This window comes from Paractinoplanes atraurantiacus (genome assembly GCF_900215205.1).
Classification (GTDB): Bacteria; Actinomycetota; Actinomycetes; order Mycobacteriales; family Micromonosporaceae; genus Actinoplanes; species Actinoplanes atraurantiacus.
On the sequence record NZ_OBDY01000003.1, the window covers coordinates 121,575 to 141,806 of the forward strand.

At 69.5% G+C, this 20,232-nt stretch carries 25 protein-coding genes, 1 other RNA gene and 1 pseudogene; 16 read left to right on the top strand and 11 right to left on the bottom strand.

Going from position 1 to position 20,232, the window contains the following annotated elements:
• Positions 1-92 precede the first annotated feature (92 nt).
• From CRP55_RS52875 to CRP55_RS09690, 3 genes are all read right to left on the bottom strand, one after another.
• The gene (locus CRP55_RS52875) at positions 93-797 is read right to left on the bottom strand and encodes an Rv3235 family protein (RefSeq protein ID WP_179855104.1); all 705 of its coding nucleotides are present in this window, start codon (positions 795-797) and stop codon (positions 93-95) included.
• 139 nt (positions 798-936) lie between these two features.
• Positions 937-1,164, bottom strand: a complete 228-nt coding sequence (locus tag CRP55_RS09685; protein WP_097319356.1) for a helix-turn-helix transcriptional regulator — start codon at positions 1,162-1,164, stop codon at positions 937-939.
• A 24-nt stretch (positions 1,165-1,188) separates the two neighbouring features.
• Complete coding sequence (locus tag CRP55_RS09690; protein WP_097319878.1) at positions 1,189-1,662, bottom strand: Lrp/AsnC family transcriptional regulator; 474 nt, start codon at positions 1,660-1,662, stop codon at positions 1,189-1,191.
• 92 nt (positions 1,663-1,754) lie between these two features.
• Here CRP55_RS09690 and CRP55_RS09695 point away from each other — a divergent pair, with 92 nt between their 5' ends.
• Entirely contained in the window at positions 1,755-2,270 is a 516-nt protein-coding gene (locus tag CRP55_RS09695; protein ID WP_097319357.1) for a rhodanese-like domain-containing protein, read from the top strand.
• Between the two features lie 187 nt (positions 2,271-2,457).
• Positions 2,458-2,967 (top strand): DUF6912 family protein, encoded by a 510-nt coding sequence (locus CRP55_RS09700; RefSeq protein ID WP_097319358.1) that lies wholly within the window; start codon positions 2,458-2,460, stop codon positions 2,965-2,967.
• Between the two features lie 34 nt (positions 2,968-3,001).
• On the opposite strand, the gene CRP55_RS09705 is transcribed toward CRP55_RS09700, so the two are convergent.
• Positions 3,002-4,102: a hypothetical protein gene (locus tag CRP55_RS09705; protein ID WP_179855105.1), complete on the bottom strand. Its 1,101-nt coding sequence runs from the start codon at positions 4,100-4,102 to the stop codon at positions 3,002-3,004.
• Between the two features lie 322 nt (positions 4,103-4,424).
• Between CRP55_RS09705 and CRP55_RS09710 the strand changes: the two genes are divergently transcribed.
• From CRP55_RS09710 to ssrA, 8 genes are all read left to right on the top strand, one after another.
• A complete protein-coding gene (locus CRP55_RS09710; protein ID WP_097319359.1) occupies positions 4,425-4,940 on the top strand; it encodes a PadR family transcriptional regulator in 516 nt (171 codons plus the stop codon).
• Between the two features lie 67 nt (positions 4,941-5,007).
• Positions 5,008-6,120 carry a peptide chain release factor 2 gene (gene prfB, locus CRP55_RS09715; RefSeq protein WP_097319360.1) on the top strand — a complete coding sequence of 371 codons (1,113 nt, stop codon included), beginning with the start codon at positions 5,008-5,010 and terminating at the stop codon, positions 6,118-6,120.
• A gap of 144 nt (positions 6,121-6,264) precedes the next feature.
• Positions 6,265-6,945, top strand: a complete 681-nt coding sequence (gene ftsE, locus CRP55_RS09720) for a cell division ATP-binding protein FtsE (RefSeq protein WP_097319361.1) — start codon at positions 6,265-6,267, stop codon at positions 6,943-6,945.
• 71 nt (positions 6,946-7,016) lie between these two features.
• Positions 7,017-7,892, top strand: coding sequence for a permease-like cell division protein FtsX (ftsX, locus tag CRP55_RS09725; RefSeq protein ID WP_097319362.1), 876 nt, complete (start codon positions 7,017-7,019; stop codon positions 7,890-7,892).
• Positions 7,893-8,011: 119 nt separating this feature from the next.
• On the top strand, positions 8,012-9,208 hold the full coding sequence (locus CRP55_RS09730; RefSeq protein ID WP_245922901.1) for a M23 family metallopeptidase: 1,197 nt from the start codon (positions 8,012-8,014) through the stop codon (positions 9,206-9,208).
• Positions 9,209-9,262: 54 nt separating this feature from the next.
• On the top strand, positions 9,263-9,739 hold the full coding sequence (gene smpB, locus CRP55_RS09735) for an SsrA-binding protein SmpB (protein ID WP_097319364.1): 477 nt from the start codon (positions 9,263-9,265) through the stop codon (positions 9,737-9,739).
• Positions 9,740-9,784: 45 nt separating this feature from the next.
• Positions 9,785-10,501 carry a cellulose binding domain-containing protein gene (locus tag CRP55_RS09740; protein WP_143234510.1) on the top strand — a complete coding sequence of 239 codons (717 nt, stop codon included), beginning with the start codon at positions 9,785-9,787 and terminating at the stop codon, positions 10,499-10,501.
• Positions 10,502-10,536: 35 nt separating this feature from the next.
• Positions 10,537-10,914: a transfer-messenger RNA gene (gene ssrA, locus CRP55_RS09745) on the top strand.
• Positions 10,915-11,197: 283 nt separating this feature from the next.
• Here the strand turns inward: ssrA and CRP55_RS09750 are convergent.
• Positions 11,198-12,583, bottom strand: coding sequence for a M1 family metallopeptidase (locus CRP55_RS09750; RefSeq protein WP_097319366.1), 1,386 nt, complete (start codon positions 12,581-12,583; stop codon positions 11,198-11,200).
• A 59-nt stretch (positions 12,584-12,642) separates the two neighbouring features.
• On the opposite strand from CRP55_RS09750, the gene CRP55_RS09755 reads away from it, so the two are divergent.
• The 4 genes and pseudogenes from CRP55_RS09755 to CRP55_RS55595 all read left to right on the top strand — a co-directional run bounded on the left by CRP55_RS09755 (position 12,643) and on the right by CRP55_RS55595 (position 14,878).
• Positions 12,643-13,581, top strand: a complete 939-nt coding sequence (locus tag CRP55_RS09755; RefSeq protein WP_097319367.1) for an ArsR/SmtB family transcription factor — start codon at positions 12,643-12,645, stop codon at positions 13,579-13,581.
• 245 nt (positions 13,582-13,826) lie between these two features.
• Positions 13,827-14,264, top strand: coding sequence for a hypothetical protein (locus CRP55_RS09760; RefSeq protein ID WP_143234512.1), 438 nt, complete (start codon positions 13,827-13,829; stop codon positions 14,262-14,264).
• Between the two features lie 43 nt (positions 14,265-14,307).
• Positions 14,308-14,664, top strand: a pseudogene (locus tag CRP55_RS56200) (MBL fold metallo-hydrolase); the annotation flags it as partial.
• A gap of 82 nt (positions 14,665-14,746) precedes the next feature.
• Entirely contained in the window at positions 14,747-14,878 is a 132-nt protein-coding gene (locus CRP55_RS55595; RefSeq protein ID WP_281260772.1) for a hypothetical protein, read from the top strand.
• 12 nt (positions 14,879-14,890) lie between these two features.
• Here the strand turns inward: CRP55_RS55595 and CRP55_RS09770 are convergent, their stop codons facing one another.
• A complete protein-coding gene (locus CRP55_RS09770) occupies positions 14,891-15,724 on the bottom strand; it encodes a PHP domain-containing protein (protein WP_097319879.1) in 834 nt (277 codons plus the stop codon).
• 57 nt (positions 15,725-15,781) lie between these two features.
• Here CRP55_RS09770 and CRP55_RS09775 point away from each other — a divergent pair, with 57 nt between their 5' ends.
• A complete protein-coding gene (locus CRP55_RS09775) occupies positions 15,782-16,207 on the top strand; it encodes an NUDIX domain-containing protein (protein WP_179855106.1) in 426 nt (141 codons plus the stop codon).
• On the opposite strand, the gene CRP55_RS09780 is transcribed toward CRP55_RS09775, so the two are convergent.
• The 5 genes from CRP55_RS09780 to CRP55_RS09805 all read right to left on the bottom strand — a co-directional run bounded on the left by CRP55_RS09780 (position 16,197) and on the right by CRP55_RS09805 (position 19,597).
• Positions 16,197-16,571: a type II toxin-antitoxin system YoeB family toxin gene (locus CRP55_RS09780; protein ID WP_179855107.1), complete on the bottom strand. Its 375-nt coding sequence runs from the start codon at positions 16,569-16,571 to the stop codon at positions 16,197-16,199. The genes CRP55_RS09775 and CRP55_RS09780 overlap by 11 nt on opposite strands.
• 400 nt (positions 16,572-16,971) lie before the next feature.
• A complete protein-coding gene (locus tag CRP55_RS09790) occupies positions 16,972-17,667 on the bottom strand; it encodes an aggregation-promoting factor C-terminal-like domain-containing protein (RefSeq protein ID WP_097319369.1) in 696 nt (231 codons plus the stop codon).
• Positions 17,668-17,755: 88 nt separating this feature from the next.
• Positions 17,756-18,487: a class I SAM-dependent methyltransferase gene (locus CRP55_RS09795; protein WP_097319370.1), complete on the bottom strand. Its 732-nt coding sequence runs from the start codon at positions 18,485-18,487 to the stop codon at positions 17,756-17,758.
• Positions 18,488-18,491: 4 nt separating this feature from the next.
• Positions 18,492-19,289 carry an S-methyl-5'-thioadenosine phosphorylase gene (locus tag CRP55_RS09800; RefSeq protein WP_097319371.1) on the bottom strand — a complete coding sequence of 266 codons (798 nt, stop codon included), beginning with the start codon at positions 19,287-19,289 and terminating at the stop codon, positions 18,492-18,494.
• A gap of 32 nt (positions 19,290-19,321) precedes the next feature.
• Entirely contained in the window at positions 19,322-19,597 is a 276-nt protein-coding gene (locus CRP55_RS09805) for a helix-turn-helix domain-containing protein (protein WP_097319372.1), read from the bottom strand.
• 100 nt (positions 19,598-19,697) lie between these two features.
• Between CRP55_RS09805 and CRP55_RS09810 the strand changes: the two genes are divergently transcribed.
• Positions 19,698-19,976, top strand: a complete 279-nt coding sequence (locus CRP55_RS09810) for a helix-turn-helix domain-containing protein (protein ID WP_097319373.1) — start codon at positions 19,698-19,700, stop codon at positions 19,974-19,976.
• The last annotated feature ends 256 nt before the right edge of the window (positions 19,977-20,232 follow it).

Here is a 20,232-nt window from a genome sequence, read left to right on the forward strand (position 1 = left end):
CCTCCGGGCGGCGCCCGTGGCGGACGCTTACCCCTCCGGGCGGCGCCCTTTGGCGGACGCTTACCCCTCCGGGCGGCGCCTTTGGCGGACGCTTACCTTTCTGGGCGGCGCCCTTGGTGGATCAGGCGCAGGGCGGTGGCTGCCCACGCCTGCTGGTCGAGCTCCATGCGCAGCGCGGTTGCCCACGTGTGCTCGCCGATCTGGAGCGGCGCGGCGGCCTCGACGACGCCTGGGCGGGGCTCGCAGAGATGCAGGCGCAGGATCGCGACGGGTATCGGCTTGCGGGAGGGCCGGCGACCCGCGCGGAGCCCGGCCCGGCGCAGGGCGACCAGCCGGGCCAGGCCGAGCGCGCCCTCGGAAACAACCTCGGCGGCCTCGGCGGGCCGGGCGAGGTGGCGCAGATGAGCGGGCGGGCGATAGCCGTTCAGCACCTCGACGCAGGCGTGCAGGAAGCGCCGAACGGCCGGGCCCGCGTCGCAGGCGGCCGGACCGGCGTCGCGGGCGACCCGGACACCGGCGGCGAGCCCGTCCCGGACACCGGCGTCGCGGGCGACCCGGACACCGGCGGCGAGCCCGTCCCGGACACCGGCGCCGCGGGCGGCCCGGACGCCGGCATCCGGCGCGGGAACCGGCGCCGGGCCCGATGCCGGCGCCTCGGGCCGGGGCGGCAATGTCCCCCGCAGTGCCGCCGGGCCGGGGCGGGGCAGATCGAGAGTCAGCTGGGCGGGCGACCACAGGTCGGTGCCGTCCTCGTCGTCGAACGGCGGCTCGCATCGAGGCGCCGGGCGAACCGCCACCGCCGATCTTCGTACGCTCCCCATCACGCTCACCCCAGTCCTTGCGTTTGCCTTCGTTTGCTTACGATGGCGATTCTTCCGGGGCGCCGTATAGGCGGGCAACGGCACTTGTCCGATGCGGGAAGAGGGGCAAAAGGGCCTAGTCGCCCTCGGGGTTGACCAGCGGATTGTCGGCGACCCAGGCGGCGGTCTCGGCGTACTTCCGCTCGATGTACTGCTCCAGCTTGGCCCGCTCGACCCGCCACTGACCGCGACCGCCGATCTTGATGGCGGGCAGCTCGCCGCTGCGGACCATGTGGTAGACCTGCGAGTCCGAGACGTTCAACTCGGCGGCGACGTCGGCCAGCAGCAGGAATCGGGGCTCCATCCGCGTCAGTTTGCCACCGGCAGCCTACGATTGCTTGCCCAGGTCCTCGGTGGCGGCGATGGACCGGCCCGGCAGGGGACTGGAGTAGACGACGCTGGTGGTCACCGCGCCCAGCCCGGCGATGCGGCCTGTCACTTCCTCCAGATGGCGCATGGAGCGGGTCAGCACCTTGAGGATGAAGCAGTCCTCGCCGGTCACGTGATGCGCCTCGATGATCTCGGGCGTGGAGTCGAGCAGCGCGTGGAAGGGCCGGTAGTTGCCGGTCGGGTAGCGCAGCCGCACGAACGCCATCACCGAGAGGCCGACCCGTTCCGGCTCGATCTGGGCCCGATAGCCGGCGATCACACCGGACTCCTCGAGCCGCCGGATGCGCTCGGCGACGGCGCTGGGCGACATCGCAACGGCACGGGCCAATTCGGCGTACGAGGACCGGCCGTCCCGCTGCAACTCGGCAAGCAGACGCCAGTCGGTGCGGTCGAGCGCGATTTCCGTGGCCATGGCGGCCATCTAAGCCTGTTTCCCCGCCCATCCGCCAGTTCCGCCGTCGAAGCGCCATGGAGCAAGATCCGCCAAGCTCCTACTTTGATGGCATGACAACAACGCATGCCCGCGGCGCCGGCCCGGCCGACTTCAACGACTCCCGCCAGGCGGCGGCCTTCTTCGCGGCGCGGCTCTCCTTCCAGTCCGACGTGTCCGACGTGCGGGCGGGACTGGGCGAGGGCTTCGTGCTGATCGACTCCCGGTCGCGGGCGGCCTGGGATCAGGGCCACATCCCCGGCGCGGTCCACCTGCCCACGGCGGAGATCGCCACCCGGGCCGCCGAGCTGCTCGACCCGGCCGTCCCGGTGGTCACCTACTGCTGGGGTCCGGGCTGCAACGGCGCGACCCGGGCGGCGCTGGCCCTGTCCCTGGCCGGCTACTCGGTGAAGGAGATGATCGGCGGCATCGAGTACTGGATCCGCGAGGGCTTCCCCCTGCGTACCGCCGACGGCGATGTCAGAGCCGAGCCGGACCCGCTCACCGCGCCGGCCCCCTCCGGTCTCCGCACCGCGCCGATCGCCGGGTTGATCACCTTGGACGGCGAACCGCCGGCCTGCGGTTGCTGAAAGCGGCGCGCCGGCCCCGGGATGGCCGGCGTGCCTGCGGGCTGTTGGCGCCGGGCCGTCTCCGCCGGATCGCTGACCATGGCCGGGTGACCCGGCATGCCACGATCCGGACACGACTGGTGGAATGGGCCTACCCGGAGCCGCCGCGGCGGTGTACTACGGGGACGGTTCAACCGCAGGAGGAGACGTGCCGATCACCGAGCTGGTCCGGGTCTACGTGCCGGCCACCGTGCCGCTGCTCGGGGCCCTGCGCGCCTCGGGGCAGCTGGGCGCCGGGCCGCTGGAGGCGCACGCGGTGACGCCCGCGCTGCGCGAGTGGTACGCCGAGGGCGACGAGGAAGAGCTCGAATACGTGGCCTTCACCCGGGCCGCCCAGGCCGCCCTGCAACTACTGCGCCACGACGCGGCCGCGCCCCGCCGCCGCGTGGTGGTCTCGGCCGACGTCCCGGCCTCGTCGCTCGTGGCCCAGCAGAACGAGCTCGGCTCGAGCACGGTCGAGCTGCCGCAGCCGCTGTCGCTCAAGGAGATCGCCTCGATCCACGTCGACGGCGCCGACGCCGCCGACTCGGTGGCCGCCGCGGCCGACGTGGTCGACGAGGCCTTGGCCGGCGACCCCGACGCCCAGTTCACGGTCGACAGCGCCGAGGACCACGAACTCGAGTGGTACGCCGTCTCCGAACTCGACGAACTGCTCTGACGGGCTCCTCCGGCCGGCTCATCCTCCGGCCGGCTCATTCGGCCTGTTTGTCGGACTTTCCGGTCGCGACCTTTTCGTCCGCTGCGTCATCGGCGGCGGCCTGCGGTTCGGCGGTTGCGGCGGCCTGCGGTTCGGCGGCCGTGGGCTCGTCCGGAGTGCGGCGGACCCGGCCTGAGCGGGACACCGGCGCGACCGCCGGGGGCTCGTCCTCGTCCTCGTCGTCGGCGGGGCGGATCGTGCGGCCCACGGCGAACATCGCGCTGAGGGCGCCGACGAAGAGGACGACCAGGGCGCTGTCCAGGCGGGCGCCGCTGAGCATTTGCTGGACGACGAGCTCGAGGTCGCTGACCTTGCCGGCCAGCTCGAGCACGCGGGAGCCGGCCGTGCGGGTCAGCACCTCGGCGACCACCAGCAGCAGGCCGGGGCCGCCACCGGCGACCGCGTAGAAGCCCCACGGCACGTCCAGCTCGCCGCTGCGCTTGCGGGCGCGGCGGAGCAGCTTGTAGGCCACCAGGCCGGCCGCGAGACCACTGAGGAACGACTGACCGTACGAGAACCACTGGGCGGCGCTGGCCTGTGAGGACTGTGTGTCCCGCGAGCCCAGCGCGGTCAACAGCGGGCTCTGGAACAGGTTGAGCACGAAGCCCACCACGAAGACCGCGACCGAGCCCCAGCCGATCGCGTTGATCACGCGGGGGACGCGGAACCCGGCCAGGGCACCGCCGATGGTGGCCGCGGCGGCGATCGTGCCGCCCACGACCGCGTACATCCAGCCCTCGGTGTTGATCGTCACGACGGTCAGCGCGCCGATCAGGCCGATCAGCAGGCCCGTGCCGGTGGCGACGGCGAAGCGTGCGGTGGCGCCGAGCGTGCGGCGGCGCGAGATGAGGCCCAGCACGGCGAGGCCGGCCGCGGCGCCGGTGACGAGCGCGGCCGAGATGGCGCCGGGCAGCGCGTACGCCGTGGAGGTCACCTCCATCTCGGCGTCCTCACGGCCCGTGATCGTCGCGCGGGCCGACCAGAGCATGGCGGCCATCCAGATCAAGGTGGCGAGCGCGAGCAGAAGACCCGTCGACGAGGGTTGCTCGGCGCTGGCGTCCGCTTTGGGCGGCGCTGGGGTTTCCTGCTCACTCATGGGCCTCAGAGTAGCCGCCGAACCTCGGAGGAGCGGCTGGGCGTCCACAGCCCGGCTTGCCAAGAAATGCGGCTTTTAGGGGCTGCCACGCCGAATTCGGGAACGCGTACGTACCTTTTCGGCCGTTTGCTGCCCGGCATCGCCGTCTGACCGTTTAGGTCGCGCCATTTTACCTGGTCAAGAGCAAGTTGCACCGCCGAACGCGCCGGGTCGACACTCGAAGTCGGACTGTCTGTGCGGGACAGTCGTTTGTGGAGACGCAAAATGGACGGATCGGGCGAAATCCTGGACGTCGGCGCGACAAAGTGGCAGCTTAGAAGGCATGCCCGACTCTCAAATCAATCCCACGGCTGCCGCTTTGCTCGGCCTGCTCCACGAGGGGCCCATGACCGGCGGACAGCTCATGGCGGCTGCCGAACGCCGCCTCGGGCCATACTGGTCGATGACGCGGAGCCAGGTCTACCGCGAGTTGCCGGTTCTCGCCGAAATGGGCTATGTCCGTCTCGGTAAGCCCGGTCCCAGATCCAGCCAGCCCTACGCCATCACCGCCGCCGGCAAGCGAGCCTTCAGCCGGTGGCTGGCCGAGTCTCCGGGCCGGGACGCTCTGCGCAACCCGGTCGCTCTCCGTGTCGCCTTCGGGGAGCAGCACAGCGGCAATCAGCTGCAGACCCTCTACACCGGCGCGAGCGAGTACCACTCCGAGGCGCTCGCCATGGCCAAAGAGCAGGCGAAGGAGGCGAAGAAGGCGGGGGACTCGTACGGCGCGGCCGCGCTCGAGTTCGCCGTCGCCTATCACAAGGCCGCTCTCAGCTGGCTCAAGGTCGCCCCGGCCAACTGAACTCCGGCAACCGAACACCCTGCGGCCCCGGCCAGATCTTGGCCGGGGCAGCGTATTCTTGACTGTCGTGACTGCTGCCGACTATCCCGAGCAACTCAAAGCCCTCGACGCCACGCTGCGCAACATCGAAAACGTCCTGGACGTCGACAAGCTGCGGCGGGACAAGGCAGACCTCGAGGAGCAGGCCTCCGCACCCGACCTGTGGGACGACCAGGCCCGGGCGCAGGACGTCAACAGCCGCCTGTCGTACGTCTCCGGTGAGATCAACAAGCTCGAGCGGCTCCGCTCCCGGCTCGACGACGCCGGCCTCCTGCTGGAGATGGCCGAGGCCGAGGGCGACAGCGCCTCGGTCGACGAGGTGGGCGAGGAGCTCGTCACCCTCAGCAAGGCCATCGAGGAGATGGAGGTCCGCACCCTTCTCTCCGGTGAGTACGACGCCCGTGAGGCCGTGGTGTCGATCCGGGCCGGCGCCGGTGGCGTCGACGCGGCCGACTTCGCCGAGATGCTCCTGCGGATGTATCTGCGATGGGCCGAGCGGCACGGCTACCCCACGGAGGTCTACGACACCTCGTACGCGGAGGAGGCCGGTCTCAAGTCCGCCACCTTCGCCGTCAAGGTGCCGTACGCGTTCGGCACGCTCAGCGTCGAGTCCGGCACCCATCGGCTGGTCCGGATCAGCCCGTTCGACAACCAGGGCCGCCGGCAGACCAGCTTCGCCGGCGTCGAGGTGATGCCGGTGGTGGAGACCACCGACCACATCGACATCCCGGAGAACGAGCTCCGTGTCGACGTCTACCGTTCGTCGGGTCCCGGTGGACAGAGCGTTAACACCACCGACTCCGCTGTGCGCCTGACGCACATTCCGACGGGCATCGTCGTGACGTGTCAGAACGAGAAATCGCAGCTTCAGAACAAGGCCTCGGCCATGCGCGTGCTCCAGGCGCGGCTCCTCGAGCGCAAGCGCCAGGAGGAGGAGGCGGAGCTCGCCGGGCTCAAGCAGGACACCACTGGATCTTGGGGAGACCAGATGCGGTCGTACGTCCTGCACCCGTACCAGATGGTCAAGGATCTGCGCACTGAGCAGGAGACGGGCAACCCGTCCTCGGTCTTCGACGGCGAGATCGACGAGTTCATCGAGGCCGGCATCAAGTGGCGCAAGACGTCCGAGAAGGCCAGCTGATCTCGAAGATCGGTTGATCTCCGTACGCATGGCGACGGCGCCCGGACGCATTGTCCGGGCGTCCGGATTTTTTGCCACTCCGGGTGCAGATTGGCGGACCCGGCGGGGTTGGCGTTTTCGTTACACCGCGTAGACTGCGTTCCCGTGATTCAGCTCGAGAACGTGACGAAGACGTACCCCAAGGCGTCTCGGCCGTCGTTGGACGATGTCAGCGTCGGTATCGAGAAGGGTGAGTTCGTCTTCTTCATCGGCCCCTCCGGTTCCGGCAAGTCGACGATCATCAAGCTCCTCCTGCACGAGGTCGCACCGACCCAGGGCAAGGTGATGGTCAACGCCAAGGACGTGACCTCCATCCGCTCGTGGAAGATCCCGCACTTCCGCCGCTCGATCGGCTGTGTGTTCCAGGACTTCCGCCTGCTGCCCAACCGCACCGCGTACGAGAACGTGGCCTTCGCTCTCGAGGTCATCGGCAAGACCAAGGCCGTCTCCCGGCGGGTCGTGCCCGAGGTCCTCGAGCTGGTGGGCCTCGGTGGCAAGGAGCACCGCTACCCGCACGAGCTCTCCGGCGGTGAGCAGCAGCGTGTCGCGGTGGCCCGGGCGTTCGTCAACCGGCCGCTCATCCTCCTCGCCGACGAGCCCACCGGTAACCTCGACCCGGACACGTCGATCGAGATCATGCGCCTGCTGGACCGGATCAACCGGACCGGCACCACGGTCGTGATGGTCACGCACGACTCCAACATCGTCAACCAGATGCGCCGCCGCGTCATCGAGATCGAGAGCGGCCGCATCGTTCGTGACCAGGCCCGAGGCGTCTACGGCTGAGCCGGCTCCGCCCCCCATCCCCCCAAAGAGATTGACTCGGTAATGCGCGGAGTCCCGGAAGGAACCCCCCGATGCGCTTGAAGTACGTACTCAACGAGGTCCTGGTGGGCCTGTGGCGAAACGTCACGATGACGGTCGCCATGATCATCACCATGTCGGTCTCGCTGACCATGCTGGGCGCTAGCGTTCTGCTGTACTTGCAGGTCGACCAGATGAAGGATTACTACTACGGGAACATCGAGGTCTCGATCTTCCTGCGGTCTGACGTCACCGAGGCCCAGCGCCAGGCGGTCGACCAGGCGATCTCCTCGAACCCGCTGGTCGCCGAGCGCACGTACGAGACGCGCGAAGAGGCCCTCAAGCGCTTCCAGGAGCTCTGGAAGGACTCGCCCGAGTTCGTCAAGGCGGTCGGCCCGAACAGCCTCCCCGAGTCGTTCCGGGTCAAGCTCAAGGACCCGGAGCAGTACAAGACCTTCGCCGATCAGATCAAGGGCCTGCAGGGCATCCAGGACGTGATCGACCAGCGCACGCTGCTGGAGAAGGTCTTCAACATCTTCAACGCCATCCAGGTGGGTGCGCTTGTGGTCGCGGGGGTGATGGCGTTGGCCGCGCTGCTCCTGGTGGGAAACACGATCCAGGTCGCGGCGTACAGCAAGCGGCGCGAGGTCGCCGTGATGAAGCTGGTCGGCGCCTCGAACTGGTTCATCCAGGCCCCGTTCGTGCTCGAGGCGGTGGTGGCCGGCCTGATCGGCGCCATCCTGGGCTTCGTCGCGCTGTTCGTCAGCAAGGTGGTGCTCTTCGACCACAAGCTGCAGGCCTTGACGAACATCCTCACGCCGATCGACAACGGCAACGTGTGGCTGATGCTGCCAGTGCTCGCTGGCGTCGGCGCGGTGGTCAGCGCGGTCACCGCGTGGATCACCCTGCGCTTCTACCTCAAGGTCTAACTCCCTCTCGCTGAATACACACGGCGGCCGCGTTCCCTTTCCGGGGGAATGCGGCCGTTGGGCGTTATAGGCGAGTACGGTGGCATTCCGTGAGGTCATATAGCCGGATTCTTACCTTCTTGGCGATTTGTGCGAGCGTGCTCGCCGCGCCGAGCCCGGCCAGCGCCGACCCCAGCAGCCCCGACCAGGCCGCCCGCGCCGTCCACCAGGCCGAGGCCGTGCTCGAAGAGGCCACCGACGCCGCCCGGGCCGCGGCCCGCCGCCTCGAAGCCGCCACCGCGGCCATGCCCTCGGCTCAGCGCAAGGTCGCCACCTCGCGCGGCGCCGTCGCCGCCGCGGTCACCGCCGCCAACACCGCGTCACGCCGGGCGCAGGCCGCCCGGGCCGCCTTCGACCAGTTCGCCGGGCGTTTCCAGCAGGCACAGGACCGCGTCGCCGAGTCGCGGGCCCGGGTCGACGAGATTGCCCAGGCCAGCTACATGGGCAGCAACATCGCCCGGATCAACCTGCTGGTCGAGGCGACCGGCCCGGCCGACATGATGGACCGCCTGAGCCTGGTCGACCAGATCATGCGCACGCAGCAGCGCGAGGTGGACACGCTGGTCGGCGCGCGGCGAGAAGCCCGTACGGAACAGGACCGGGCCGGACTCGCCAAACGTACGGCCGAAGAGGCCGAAGCCGCCGCGAAGGCCAAGCTGACGGCCGCGAAAGCGGCCCAGATGGCCGCCGAGCGCGCCCGGAAGGCCCTGGAGACCCTGGCCGCGAGCCGGGCCCAGGCGCTGCGCGTGGCGAACTCCCAGCGGGCCGCCGTGCTCGCCCGCTACCGCGCGGCCAAGGCCGAAGAGGCGCGCATCCAGCAAGCGTTGCGCGGCTACTCGGTCAAGTCGGGGGAGACGCCGTACGAGGGCGGCCGGCTCTACATGCCGGTCAACGGCTGGAAGTCCAGCGACTACGGGCAGCGCTACGACCCGTACTACCGGGTCTGGCAGTTGCATGCCGGAGCGGACTTCGCGGCCGGCGGCGGCACACCGATTCACGCCGCGGCCTACGGGCGGGTGATCCGGGCCGGGTGGGCCGGCGGCTACGGCCGCTACACATGCCTGGACCACGGGAAGATCAGCGGCGTCGGCTTCACAACGTGCTACGGCCACCAGTCGGCGATCCTCGTGCACCTCGGCGAGTACGTGCGCCGCGGCGAGATCATCGGCCGGGTCGGCACGACCGGCGCCTCCACCGGCAACCATCTGCACTTCGAGACCCGCTTCGACGGGGTGCCCCGCAACCCCCTGCACTACCTGCCGTCGTGTCTGTGCTGACCCCTGTAACATTGACGGGTTGGTTTCGCACTCGTTCATAGGGGGTCGCTGGTCATGCCACGCGAACAGGGGCGCAAAGTCGTCGCCTCCAACCGCAAGGCCCGCCACGACTACAGCATCCTCGACACGTACGAGGCGGGCCTCCAGCTCACCGGCACCGAGGTCAAGTCGCTGCGGGCCGGCCGGGCGTCGCTGGTCGACGCGTTCGGCCAGGAAAACTACGGCGAGCTCTTCCTGCACGGCATGCACATCCCGGAGTACACGCAGGGCACGTGGACCAACCACGAGCCCCGCCGCACCCGCAAGCTGCTGCTCCACCGCGAGGAGATCGCCAAGATCCGCGGCAAGCTCCGCGACGACGGTGTCACGCTGGTCCCGCTCCAGGTCTACTTCAACAACGGGTACGCCAAGGTCGAGATCGGCATCGCCAAGGGCAAGAAGAGCTACGACAAGCGGCAGGACTTGGCGGCACGAGACGCCCAGAAGGAAATCAACCGGGCAGTCGGCCGACGTGCGAAAGGCATCAGCTGAGGTATGCTCCGCCCGCTTCTTTGATCTTCGCGGGGGGATTCGCCGTTGCCTTCCAAGCATTCCGTGCGCCTGTTCGGCCCCGCCCGGTTCGTTCTGAGCTTCGGTGTCGCGATCCTCGTCCTGCTGGTCGTCTGGATCGCGGTGCGGGCGGTCGGCCCGGCCGAGGCGGCCCGCCAGCCGTCGGTGACGCTGCCGTCGATGCCGCAGGTGCCGCTGGTCGTCTCCGACTCGCCGGTGCCCTTGACGGCCGCGCCCAAGTCGACGTCGCCCGCTCCCTCGCGGTCGGCGTCCCGCAGCCCGTCCGCGTCGCCCTCGCCGAGTCGCTCGGCCACCACGCCGCCTCCGTCGACCAGCTCCAGCCCGCAGCCGGAGAAGTCGACGACGAAGCCCACGACCAAGCCGGCCACGACCGTTCCGACGACGGCGCCGACCTCGGCGAAGCCGCAGAGCAACTTCGAAGCCCAACTGTCGGTCACGGCGAGTTGGGACCAGGGCTATGTTGCTTTCGTACGGGTGGAGAACTCCGGAGACGCAACGGCACAGTGGCGCGTCACCGTGTCGCACTCGGGCCTCGACGACATGGAACTGCGCGGAGTGTGGAACGCCTCGGGCGACCGGAACGGCAGCAGCCTGAGCTTCAGCGGCGGCTCGTTGGCCCCCGGCAAGTCCGTCACCTTCGGCTACCAGATCTCGAAGAGCGGCCGCGGCAACGCCCGCCCGGCCGGTTGCAGCGCCGTGGGCGGATCTTGCAGCGTGAGGTAAACTTTTCGAGCTGCCGCATTTCCGCGGCACATCCAGGGGGTGACTGGTTTCGACTTCGTACGTGGAGACAGGGGAAGCGAGCCGAGGAAGCCGACGTCGTCTCGAGAATCGGTCGTCGGAAACTTATAAGCGCCAAGGATAACTCCCGCGCTGACTTCGCTCTTGCCGCCTGAGGTAAGTAGCTAAGTCTGTCGGCCTGAGATTGCCTTCGACTCAGTAGCCGGCATCAGCTAGAAGGCTGGCCAATCAGTCCCAGTCGTGAGGACTGTGCGGCGAGATCAAACACGACTGGGCCCGCCATCCGGACTTGCTCACGTGAGCCGGAGGGCCGAGTAGAGGCACAGTGAGCTGCGCTCGGAGAAGCCCTGACGAAGCAACGAAGGACCCGGGTTCGATTCCCGGCACCTCCACGAGTCGATGGCGACCTGTGTCCGCAAAAAGCGCGGACCAGGTCGCCTCGTCATATCTACCTGGGGGGCGACCCCCCAGACCCCCACGGTGCGGTGGTCGCGCCTGGTGCGGTGGTCGCGCCTGGTGCGGTGGTCACGGTGGTCGGTCGGGTTCAAGTAGTCGGTGACCACCTCCACGGCATGGCGGCCCCCTGCTCGCGAAGATCGCGAGGCCGGGGGCCGTTTCGTCTACGTCTGCTCCGGGGCCGAGCCCGCTGCGGCAGTCCGGTCGACGCCGGGCGTCCTCTCAGGTGGCGGTGTTGCGCCAGCGGATCCAGAAGTCACCCAGGTTTACCGTCGTCGCCGACTGCAGGGCGGCACGCAGCTCCGCCGGTCGCGCCACGCCGAACCGCTGGGCGGCCAAGTAACGCCGCAGGCCGGTACGCATCGCGTTCCCGCCGATCAGCGCCTCCAGCTCGTGGAACATGCAGGCCCCGTCGCCGTAGACGGCGGAAACGTACTCGTCGCGGCGGGGGTCGTAGTAGTCCATTCCGGCGTCGACGCGCATGGTGTCGGAGAACCAGAACGGCGCGCCGGCGCAGTAGTCCGGGATGCCGAGCAGCTTCGTGGTGGTGTAGTGGGTCAGCGACTCGTCCAGCCACGGATGGGCGTACTCGTCGTTGCCGACCAGGGCGTACCACCACTGGTGCGCGGCCTCGTGCACGGCCGGCAGCGCTGCCGGCTCGGTCAGGATGAGGGTCGGGTACTCCATCCCGCTGAAGCCCTCGAAGCCGCCGATCACGGTGTCCATTTCGGGGTACGGGTACGGGCCGTACTCGCCGGCCGCGAACTCCATTGCCCGCGCGACCTGCCCCTGCACCTCCGCGGCGGCTTCTGCGGTCACGTCCGGCGTGTACCAGGTGCGCAGGCGCACACCGGTCGCCGTGCGCGTCTCGGCGCGGCGGAACGGCCCCGCCGCCCAGGCGAAGTCGCGCACCAGCGGCGCGGTGATCGTCGTGGTGGTGCGGCCGCCTTTCCGCTTCTCCGCCAGCACGGTTCCGGTGGCCGGCACGGCGAGCTCGTCCGGGTGGTTCAGCGACACGGCGAAGTTGCTGGTCAGCGAGTAGAAGCTTTCCGCGTTCGCCACGTACGGGGGTAGCTGCCAGCCGCGCTCGTCGCGTACGGCCAGCAGCGGCAGGGCGTTGCCGAGGAACGAGTACGGCCCGACCCGGCCGAACCGGTCGGCCCGCTCCGGCACCCGGATGGTCAGGTCGAAGGCGACCACGGCGGGCTCTCCCGGTGCGGCCGGGCGGCTCAGGCGTACCGGCAGCGCGGTGCAGCCGACGGCGAGCGGGCCGGCCTTGCCGCCCGCGAAGGCTGAGACGGCGATCGCCGGGGTGGTCGTACAGCCGTCCGGGCCGTTGCCCCACAGCCGCAGCCAGACGGTGTCGAGCGTGTCCGAGCCTTTGTTGACGAAGGCGACCCGCTGATGGCCCCGCCAGGTGGCGCCGGTGTCGTCGGCCGAGAGCCGGACCTGGTAAGCGACCGGCTGCGGCCCGGTGGCCGGCTGAGTGGCGGAGGTGGATCCGGCGACGGGTGCCGTGGCCGCGTCGGGGGTGGCGTACGCCGGCACGGCGGGTAGGGCGGCCGCGACGACGATGGTCGCGGCACTGAACAGGCGTGCGTGTCTCATGGCGGTCAGGATCGAGGGCCGGGATCGACGTACGCGATCCTTTCGGGCAGGGTCGAAACATGCTGCGCCTGTTGTTCGAACCCGCCGACCGGGGCCGGGTCATCTTCGACATCGCCTGGCACGCGGAGACCATCGGCAGCGTGCAGGCGCTGCGGCAGCCCGTGTCCGGGCCGTTCCTGGACCGGTGGCGGCAGACCGTCCGGCCCCGGGTACGCGGTGCGGCGGCTGCCCTCTTCGACGTGATCCCGGCCGAGGGCCTGGTCCCGGACTTCCTGACCCCGGAGGGATACAGCGGATGGCCCACCGACCGGTTCGCCAAGGCGCTGCGCGCTGCCGGCACGGCGACGGCCTGCGGCGAGCTGCGGGGGATCGACGACGCGCACCGCCGTACCCTGGCCGGACTCGCCGACGCGATGGAGGCGTACCACCGGATCTGTATCGCACCCACGGTGACCACCGTCGACGCGCTGCTGCGGGCCGAGCTCGCGCACCGCGCAGGATTGATCCTGACCGACGGCGTCGATGCGGCGCTGGCCACCCTGGGCCCGGACATTCGCTGGACGCCGCCGGCGCTCGAGGTGCGCTCGCCCGCCGAGGGCGAGATCCGGCTGGGCGGGCGCGGGCTGCGCCTGGTGCCGTCGGTGTTCTGGAGCCGTCCCGGGGTGATCGCGGAGGCGAGCGGCCGGCCGACGCTGGCCTACCCGATCCATCCCGCCCCCGCGTCCTGGGCGGAACCCCGCGACGACCCGCTGGCCGCGCTCGTCGGCCCCACCCGCGCCCGGGTGCTGCGTGCCCTGGTCACCGGCCGCAGCACCACAGAGCTGGCCCGGGATCTGCGGATCAGCGCCGCCTCCGCGTCCGGACACGTCACCGCGCTGCGGGCCGCCGGCCTGGCGGCCACCCGGCGGGCCGGGCGCGCCGTCCGGCACACCCTCACCCCGCTGGGCCTGCAAGTCCTCGCGTCGACCCGGTTCAGGGCAAGCCGAACGGAAGCTTGATCCCGGTGAACGCGCGTCTGCCACCCACCTCCGTCACCGGCCTGTCAACCACTGACGAGGGTCGCCGGGATGCGGCTCCACCAGGGCGGCGCGGAGCGACCTGACGTCGCCGACCGGCGCGAACCGCGTCGCCTCGTCATATCTGCTCCGGGGGCCGAGCCCTCGGAAGCCCCGCGGTGCGGCAGGTTGCGCTTGGTGGGCAGACGGGCAGCTGGGTGGCTGGCGATGCGATAGGTTGCGGGGCCATGACGCAGTCCATCGACGAACGTGCCATCGGTAGGCGCCGTTCAGCTCGCCCTCTGACTGTCGCGTTGTGGGTGGTGCTGGGCATTTATCTGATCGGCACGTTTCTGACCCTGACAGTGGCGGTGGTGCGCAGCGGTGACTACGGCGCTTTGCTCGCTCCCGGACTGGAGCGGCTCGGTGACCCGAAGGACTCGATCCCGGTGATCGGCCCGGAGTCGGTGTGGAATCCGCTGTTCTGGCTGGTCGCGCTCCCTCACGCGATTGTTCTGTACTTTCCGCAATTGCCGGTGGTGGGCTTGACGCTGGCCGGGATCGCCCTGGTGGTGGCTCGTGGCCGGTCGGTGCAAGCAGCGGCGTGGGCCGTGGTCTGGGTGGCGCTGACGGTGCTGGCCTTCTCGCCCTTCGGCGAGACGCTGCACAATTGGCTCCTCGACTAGCTGCTCTGACGATCGTGCGAGAGCGTGACGTCAGGATGTCTGCATGCGGGTAAGCGTTCTTGGTGCGTGTGGGGTGTGGCCTCAGGCGGACGAGGCGTGCAGCGGGTTTCTCGTCGAGCATGACGGGTTTCGGCTTCTTCTCGACGTCGGCTACGCGACCCTTCCGCGGATGTTGAGGCGCATCTCTGCGGAGCAGGTCGACGCGGTGTTTGTCAGCCATGGACATCCCGACCACTGTGCGGACCTCAACCCACTGCTGCGGGCCCGTGCTCTGGGCGGGTGTCCCGCACGGCCCCTGCCCGTCTATGCGCCGGCGGGCGCGCTCGACGCGGTGCTGGCACTGGACCGCCCCAGGTTGCTCGACGGCACCTACGTGGTGCACGAGGTCATTCCCGGCGCCGAGTTCGAGCTTGGACCGTTCCAGGCCGCGACCCGGCTCTTGCCGCACTGGGAGCCGAACGCCGGCATCCGTCTGGTCGCCGATGGCCGGCCATCTGGTCCTGACTCATCTCTGGCCGGGAACCGACCCGCGAATCGCGTTGGCGGCGGCCGCCGAGCACTATGGCGGCACCGTGGACATAGCGGTCGGCGGCTTCGCCATCGATCTGGAATGAACACGTCCTGCGTCAGGCGTACCACCTGTCGTACGGATGGCGGCCCGCGCGGAAGCCCAACGCCTCGACCATGGCGACCGCTTCGGCGAAGCCGTGGCCGACGAAGGACGGGGCGTGCGCGTCGCTGCCGAAGGTGATCACCTCGCCGCCCACCTCACGCCACCAGCGGACGATCTCCGGGAACGGCTTGTGGTTGGTGTTGACCTCCAGTGCTCGGCCCGTGGTCGCGACAGTCGTCAACGCGTACCGGAACTCCTCCTCGAAGTCTGTGGGGTTGAAGGGGCCCGCGGCCGCCGGCCAGTACCGGCTGACGAAGTCGATGTGGGCGAGGGCCTCGAAGTCGGCGAACCCGGCCACCAGCCGCGGTATCTCGGCCAGATAGTCGCGGACCACGTCAGCGGCCGGGCGCCGCGCGAAATGCTCACCCGGCTCGTTGAGTCCGCCACCCAGCGGCAGAGTGTGCAGGGAGGCGAGCACACGGTCGAACTGCCCCGCCCCGAGGACGGTGGCGAACTGGTCCCGGTGCCAGTGCGGTTCGCCGGCCTCGACACCGGTGAGGATCACCAGGTCGGGGAACTTGTCGCGGCAGCGCTGGACGCAGGCCAGGTAACCGTCGACGTCGAGTGGTGGCGGGGTCAGTGTCCCGTCCTCGCCGATCAGGTCGGTCACCTTCGCGGGGGCGTCCGGCGACGGCTCCACGTTGGTCCAGACGGTGAAGTCGAGGTGTTCGGTGAAGGCGACGGCCGGTAGACCCATCCTCAACGCCCGGGCGCAGCTGGCCTCCATGTCTCCGGGCTCGCAGTCCCAGGACCATTCGGTGTGCACATGTCCGTCAGTGGGCAGCATGAAACCGCAATAGCACGGCGTGCGCGTCGCCAGCCATGGCAGGAAGGAAGTGGCCGAATGGAGTTGCGACCGTGCTGCGGTGTCGTCGTCCAGGATGAGCGAGGCCGTGTGCTTCTGATGCGCCGCAGCGGTGAAGGCACCTGGGGACTGCCGGGTGGCGGAGTGGAGGCCGGTGAGACGTGGGAGCAGGCGGCCCGGCGCGAATGCCGGGAGGAAACCGGCTGGGACGTCGACCTGCACGGCCTCCTCGGCATTTACAGTGACCCCGCGACACAGGTACACCGCTATCCGGACGGCCGCGTCGTGCACTGCGTCGGTGTCGTCTTCCTCGGGTCGCCAGTGAGCCGCGCCGGAACACCGGACGGCGAAGCCGCGGAGCTCGGCTGGTTCCCGCTCGATCAGCTTCCCGAGCCGCTCTTCGCGCTCGATGTGCCCGTCCTGCACCACGCGGCACTGCAATCCGATGCACCGTTCATCGATTGAAGAGGCGCGCAAAGCGCGAACCACGCAGCCTCGTCATATCTTGCTCCGGTGCCGAGCCCGGACGCCCCTCGATGCGGCGGGAGGACCAGCCGGCCAGAGGGCCCTTCAGGAGTTCGGGTTTACCCAGGCCTGTCCCGTGCGGATCGCGCTGGACGTCGATGATCAGCTTGCTGATGCGCCGGGCCATCCTCGTGTCGTGGCGGAGCCACGCGTGTGGAGTGAAGACGATGCGCAGGGTCTCGTTCATGGCGTTCCACTCGTCCAGTGACACGATGACCACTGCCTTGCCGCCGCCGCGGGGGATGACGCATTCCTCGGCGTCGTCGATGACCGAGTCGACGACGGCAGCGAAGTTCTTACGCACGTCAGTGATCAGCGCGGAACCTTAATGGCTGTCTTTGACGCAGCCAAGTTGAACCTGGCGGCCCGATCCCAGATTTGCGGCGCGCATCAGTCATGCGGTTGATTCTGGGATCAGTAATTGTGGATCTGGCGGGGCGATGTGGGTGCGCGCGGTGGTCGCCAGGATGGTGCGCATGAACATTTTGTCGTACCGCTCCAGCAACTCGATCCTCAGCGTCTACTCGAAGGACTCGATCCTGTCCGTGGGGTCGGTGGGATCGATCCTGTCGGTGGCTTCGTTCGGGTCGGTGCTGTCGGTCCTGTCCGTTGCCTCGTTCGGGTCGGTGCTGTCGATCGGCGCGATCGGAGCGGTCGCCGCGACAGGGTCCTCAGTGGTCGCTGCCGCGGCGGTCGCCGTGGGGCTAGTAGTTGCCGTTGTTCTGGAAGTTCTGCCAGGCGCCGCACGGGGTCTTGTAGCGGCCCTTGACGTAGCCGAGGCCCCACTTGATCTGGGTGGCGGGGTTGGTCTTCCAGTCGGCGCCCTCGGAGGCCATCTTGCTGCCGGGGAGGGACTGGGGGATGCCGTACGCGCCTGAGGACTTGTTTTCGGCCTTGTAGTTCCAGCCGCTCTCTTTTGTCCACAAGTTGTTGAGGCACGGGAACTGGTCGATGCCGAAGCCGGCTTCGAGCATCAAGGCGCAACCGATCTTGCGGCTGCCGCTGAACTCGTTGCAGGAGCTGGGGATCGGGCCGTCGTAGGGGACCGGGCCGCCGTTCTCCAAGGCCTTCTTCTTCTCCTCGGCCTTCTTCTTGTCGGCGATGACCTGCTCCTCGAGGTCATGCGCGCGGGCCGCGGTGAGCTTCGCGGCGGCGGCCGCCTTGGCCGCGGCGGCGCCCTCGGCCTCGCGCTGCCAGGCGCGGGCGGCGGCGTGTGCGCCCTGGCGCTGCTTGAGCAGGGTCAGGTCCTGCGACTCCACCACCAGGTTCACCGGCGCGCCGGACGCGGCGGGGGAGACGGCAGGCCGCTCCTTGCCCAGGTAGACGCCGCCGACCAGGCCGGCCAGGAGCAGGCCGACCGATGCCGCGCGGACGCCGAGGCGGCCCAGACGCCGTTCCACGAGGGGTCCCTTCGCCGAGGATCAACGGCGAATACCATCACGCATCGACCCCTGTCGGCGAAACAGCAGAACGCGGATGTGACTGTAGTCACATAGTGGGGCGAATCCAGGTGGAGATGTGCGACTCGCTCTCGTCGCGGAACGGAGCGCGGGACCAGGACTCCCAACGGTGCTCGAGCTCCATGCCCGCCAGCTGCGCCATGAGGTCGAGTTCGGCCGGCCAGACGTACCGGAAAGGAATCCTGGAGATCTCGCCGTCGACGACGTGGACCGAGGCCATGGCCTGGGTGGCCGGCTCGTATGTGTCGAAGCCGAGCGTCGTGGGGGTGACGGTGAACGGGACCGCGGTCTGGCCCGGCGGCAGCTTGCGCAGCTCCGGGATCATCACCTCGACCAGGAAACGGCCGCCCGGGCGCAGGTGGGCGGCGGCGTTGCGGAACGCGGCGACCTGCCCCTGCTGCGTGGTGACGTTCATGATCGTGTTGAAGACGAGGTAGACCAGATCGAACTCGCCGTCGACGCGGGTCGTGGTGAAGTCGCCGACCGTCGCGCCGATCCGCTCGGCCCCGGGCTTCGGGCGCAGGCGGGCCAGCATCGCGCGGGACATGTCGATGCCGTGCACCTCGACGCCGCGCTCGGCCAACGGCACCGCGACCCGGCCGGTGCCGATCGCGAACTCCAGGGCGCGACCGCCGCGGCCGGCCAGATCGGCCAGCACGTCCGCGGTCCGCGCCACGACGGCCGGATCGAACTGGGGATCGTTGGGGATGTCGTACTTCTCGGCGACCTTCTCCCCGAAGAAGCCATCGGCGTCGATCATTGCTTCACGGTAGCTCGATCGGCAGCTTCAAACCCTCCAGCGCTGACGCGCAAGGGCAGGTCCGTCGCTCGGGGAGCTTGGTCACTGCTTCCAGGAGTACGGATCGGAGCCGCTCCGTGTTCTCCGCGAAGACCCGGAAAACCTCCTCCTGGGTGACACCGTGGTCGCCCTCGACCCCGGCGTCCAGGTCGGTCACCAGGGCGATCGAGGTGTAGCAGAGCCCCAGCTCGCGGGCCAGGAGAGCCTCCGGATGGCCGGTCATGTTGACGATCGTGCCGCCGATCGAGGTGAACCAGCGCGACTCGGCGCGGGTCGAGAACCGCGGACCCTCGACCACCACCATCGTGCCGCCGTCGACCGCGTCCACCGGGCGGGCCGCCTCGAGCACGGCGGCGCGGCCGTCGGGGCAATAAGGATCGGCGAAGCTCACGTGGACGGCGCCGGTGTCGTAGTACGTCTGCGCGCGCCCACTCGTACGGTCGATCAGCTGGTCGGGAACCACGAAAGTGCCGGGACCCAACTCGGGCCGCAGGCCACCGACCGCGCAGGGCGCGACGATTTGACGTACACCCAAAGCGCGAAGCGCCCAGAGATTCGCCTGATAGGGGATCTTGTGCGGCGGGAACCGGTGATCGCGCCCGTGCCGCGGCAGGAAGGCGACGCGGCGGTCACCCACTCGGGCGATCGTGATCGGGTCGGAGGGTGCACCGTAGGGCGTGGACACGACATGCTCGGACGCGGAATCCAGGAGGGCGTAGAGCCCTGAGCCGCCGATGACGCCGATCTCCGCCGCTGCGTTCATGGCCAGACCTTATCGGTGGCCGGAAACTCGGGCTAATGTGCGTTAGCCCGAGTCTCGGCCGCGCCGGCGGCGATGTCGGGCGGCGGCAGCAGCTCGTGCACTCCGACCTCTAGCGCGTTCGCGATGCGCAGGAGGTCGTTGAGGTCGATCGGCTGCTTGCCGCTGAGTCGGTAGCTGACCCAGCTCGGGGACACGTTCAGCTTCGTGGCCAGCTCGCGGCCGCTCATGCGTCGGCGAGTCATCGCCACGCGGATCTCGTCGGCGACGAGCTGGCTGAGCGTCGCGGTTCGCTCATGTGCCTGTGTCATATCGCAACTCTGTCAACGTCACCGTTACACGTCAAGCCGGACGGACGATATCGATCGTGCCATCTTGACGACGTTGCGCTATGCGTGACAGTCTTGCGCCATGCCCGACATCGAACCACCGGACGCGACGACGATACGCCTTGAGGTCGTGCGTCGCGCTATCGCCGCCGAGGTACGGGCCGAGATGGCGCGACAGAACAAGAGCTTGCGCGATCTCGCCGACGTCGTCGGTCTAAGCCACCAGTCGCTCGCCCTGCGAGTTCGCGGCGATATCGCGTTCCGCAGCGACGAGCTGGTGCTGCTCGCTACTGCCCTGCACGTGCCGGTCGAGCAGTTCGTCCGCCTGTCGGCGGCCGCGGATGCGGCGGCCGTCGCATGACCGCGCTCGCCGTCCCTACCGGCCCAGCGGGCCCCGGCCCTTCGGGTCCGGCTGGCCCCGGCCCATCTGGTCCTGCCGGCCCGAATGGGCCGCAGCCGTCCGGCCCGACCGTTCCTTCGCCGTCGGACGGTGCCGGAACGGTGCCGAAGCCGACGCTCCCGCCGCCCCCACCGCCGCCGCGATTCCCGCAGCGGCCGGCCGAGGGCACGGTCGGGTTCGCTCCGGCCGGCCCGAAGCCGCCGACGGACCCCGGTGA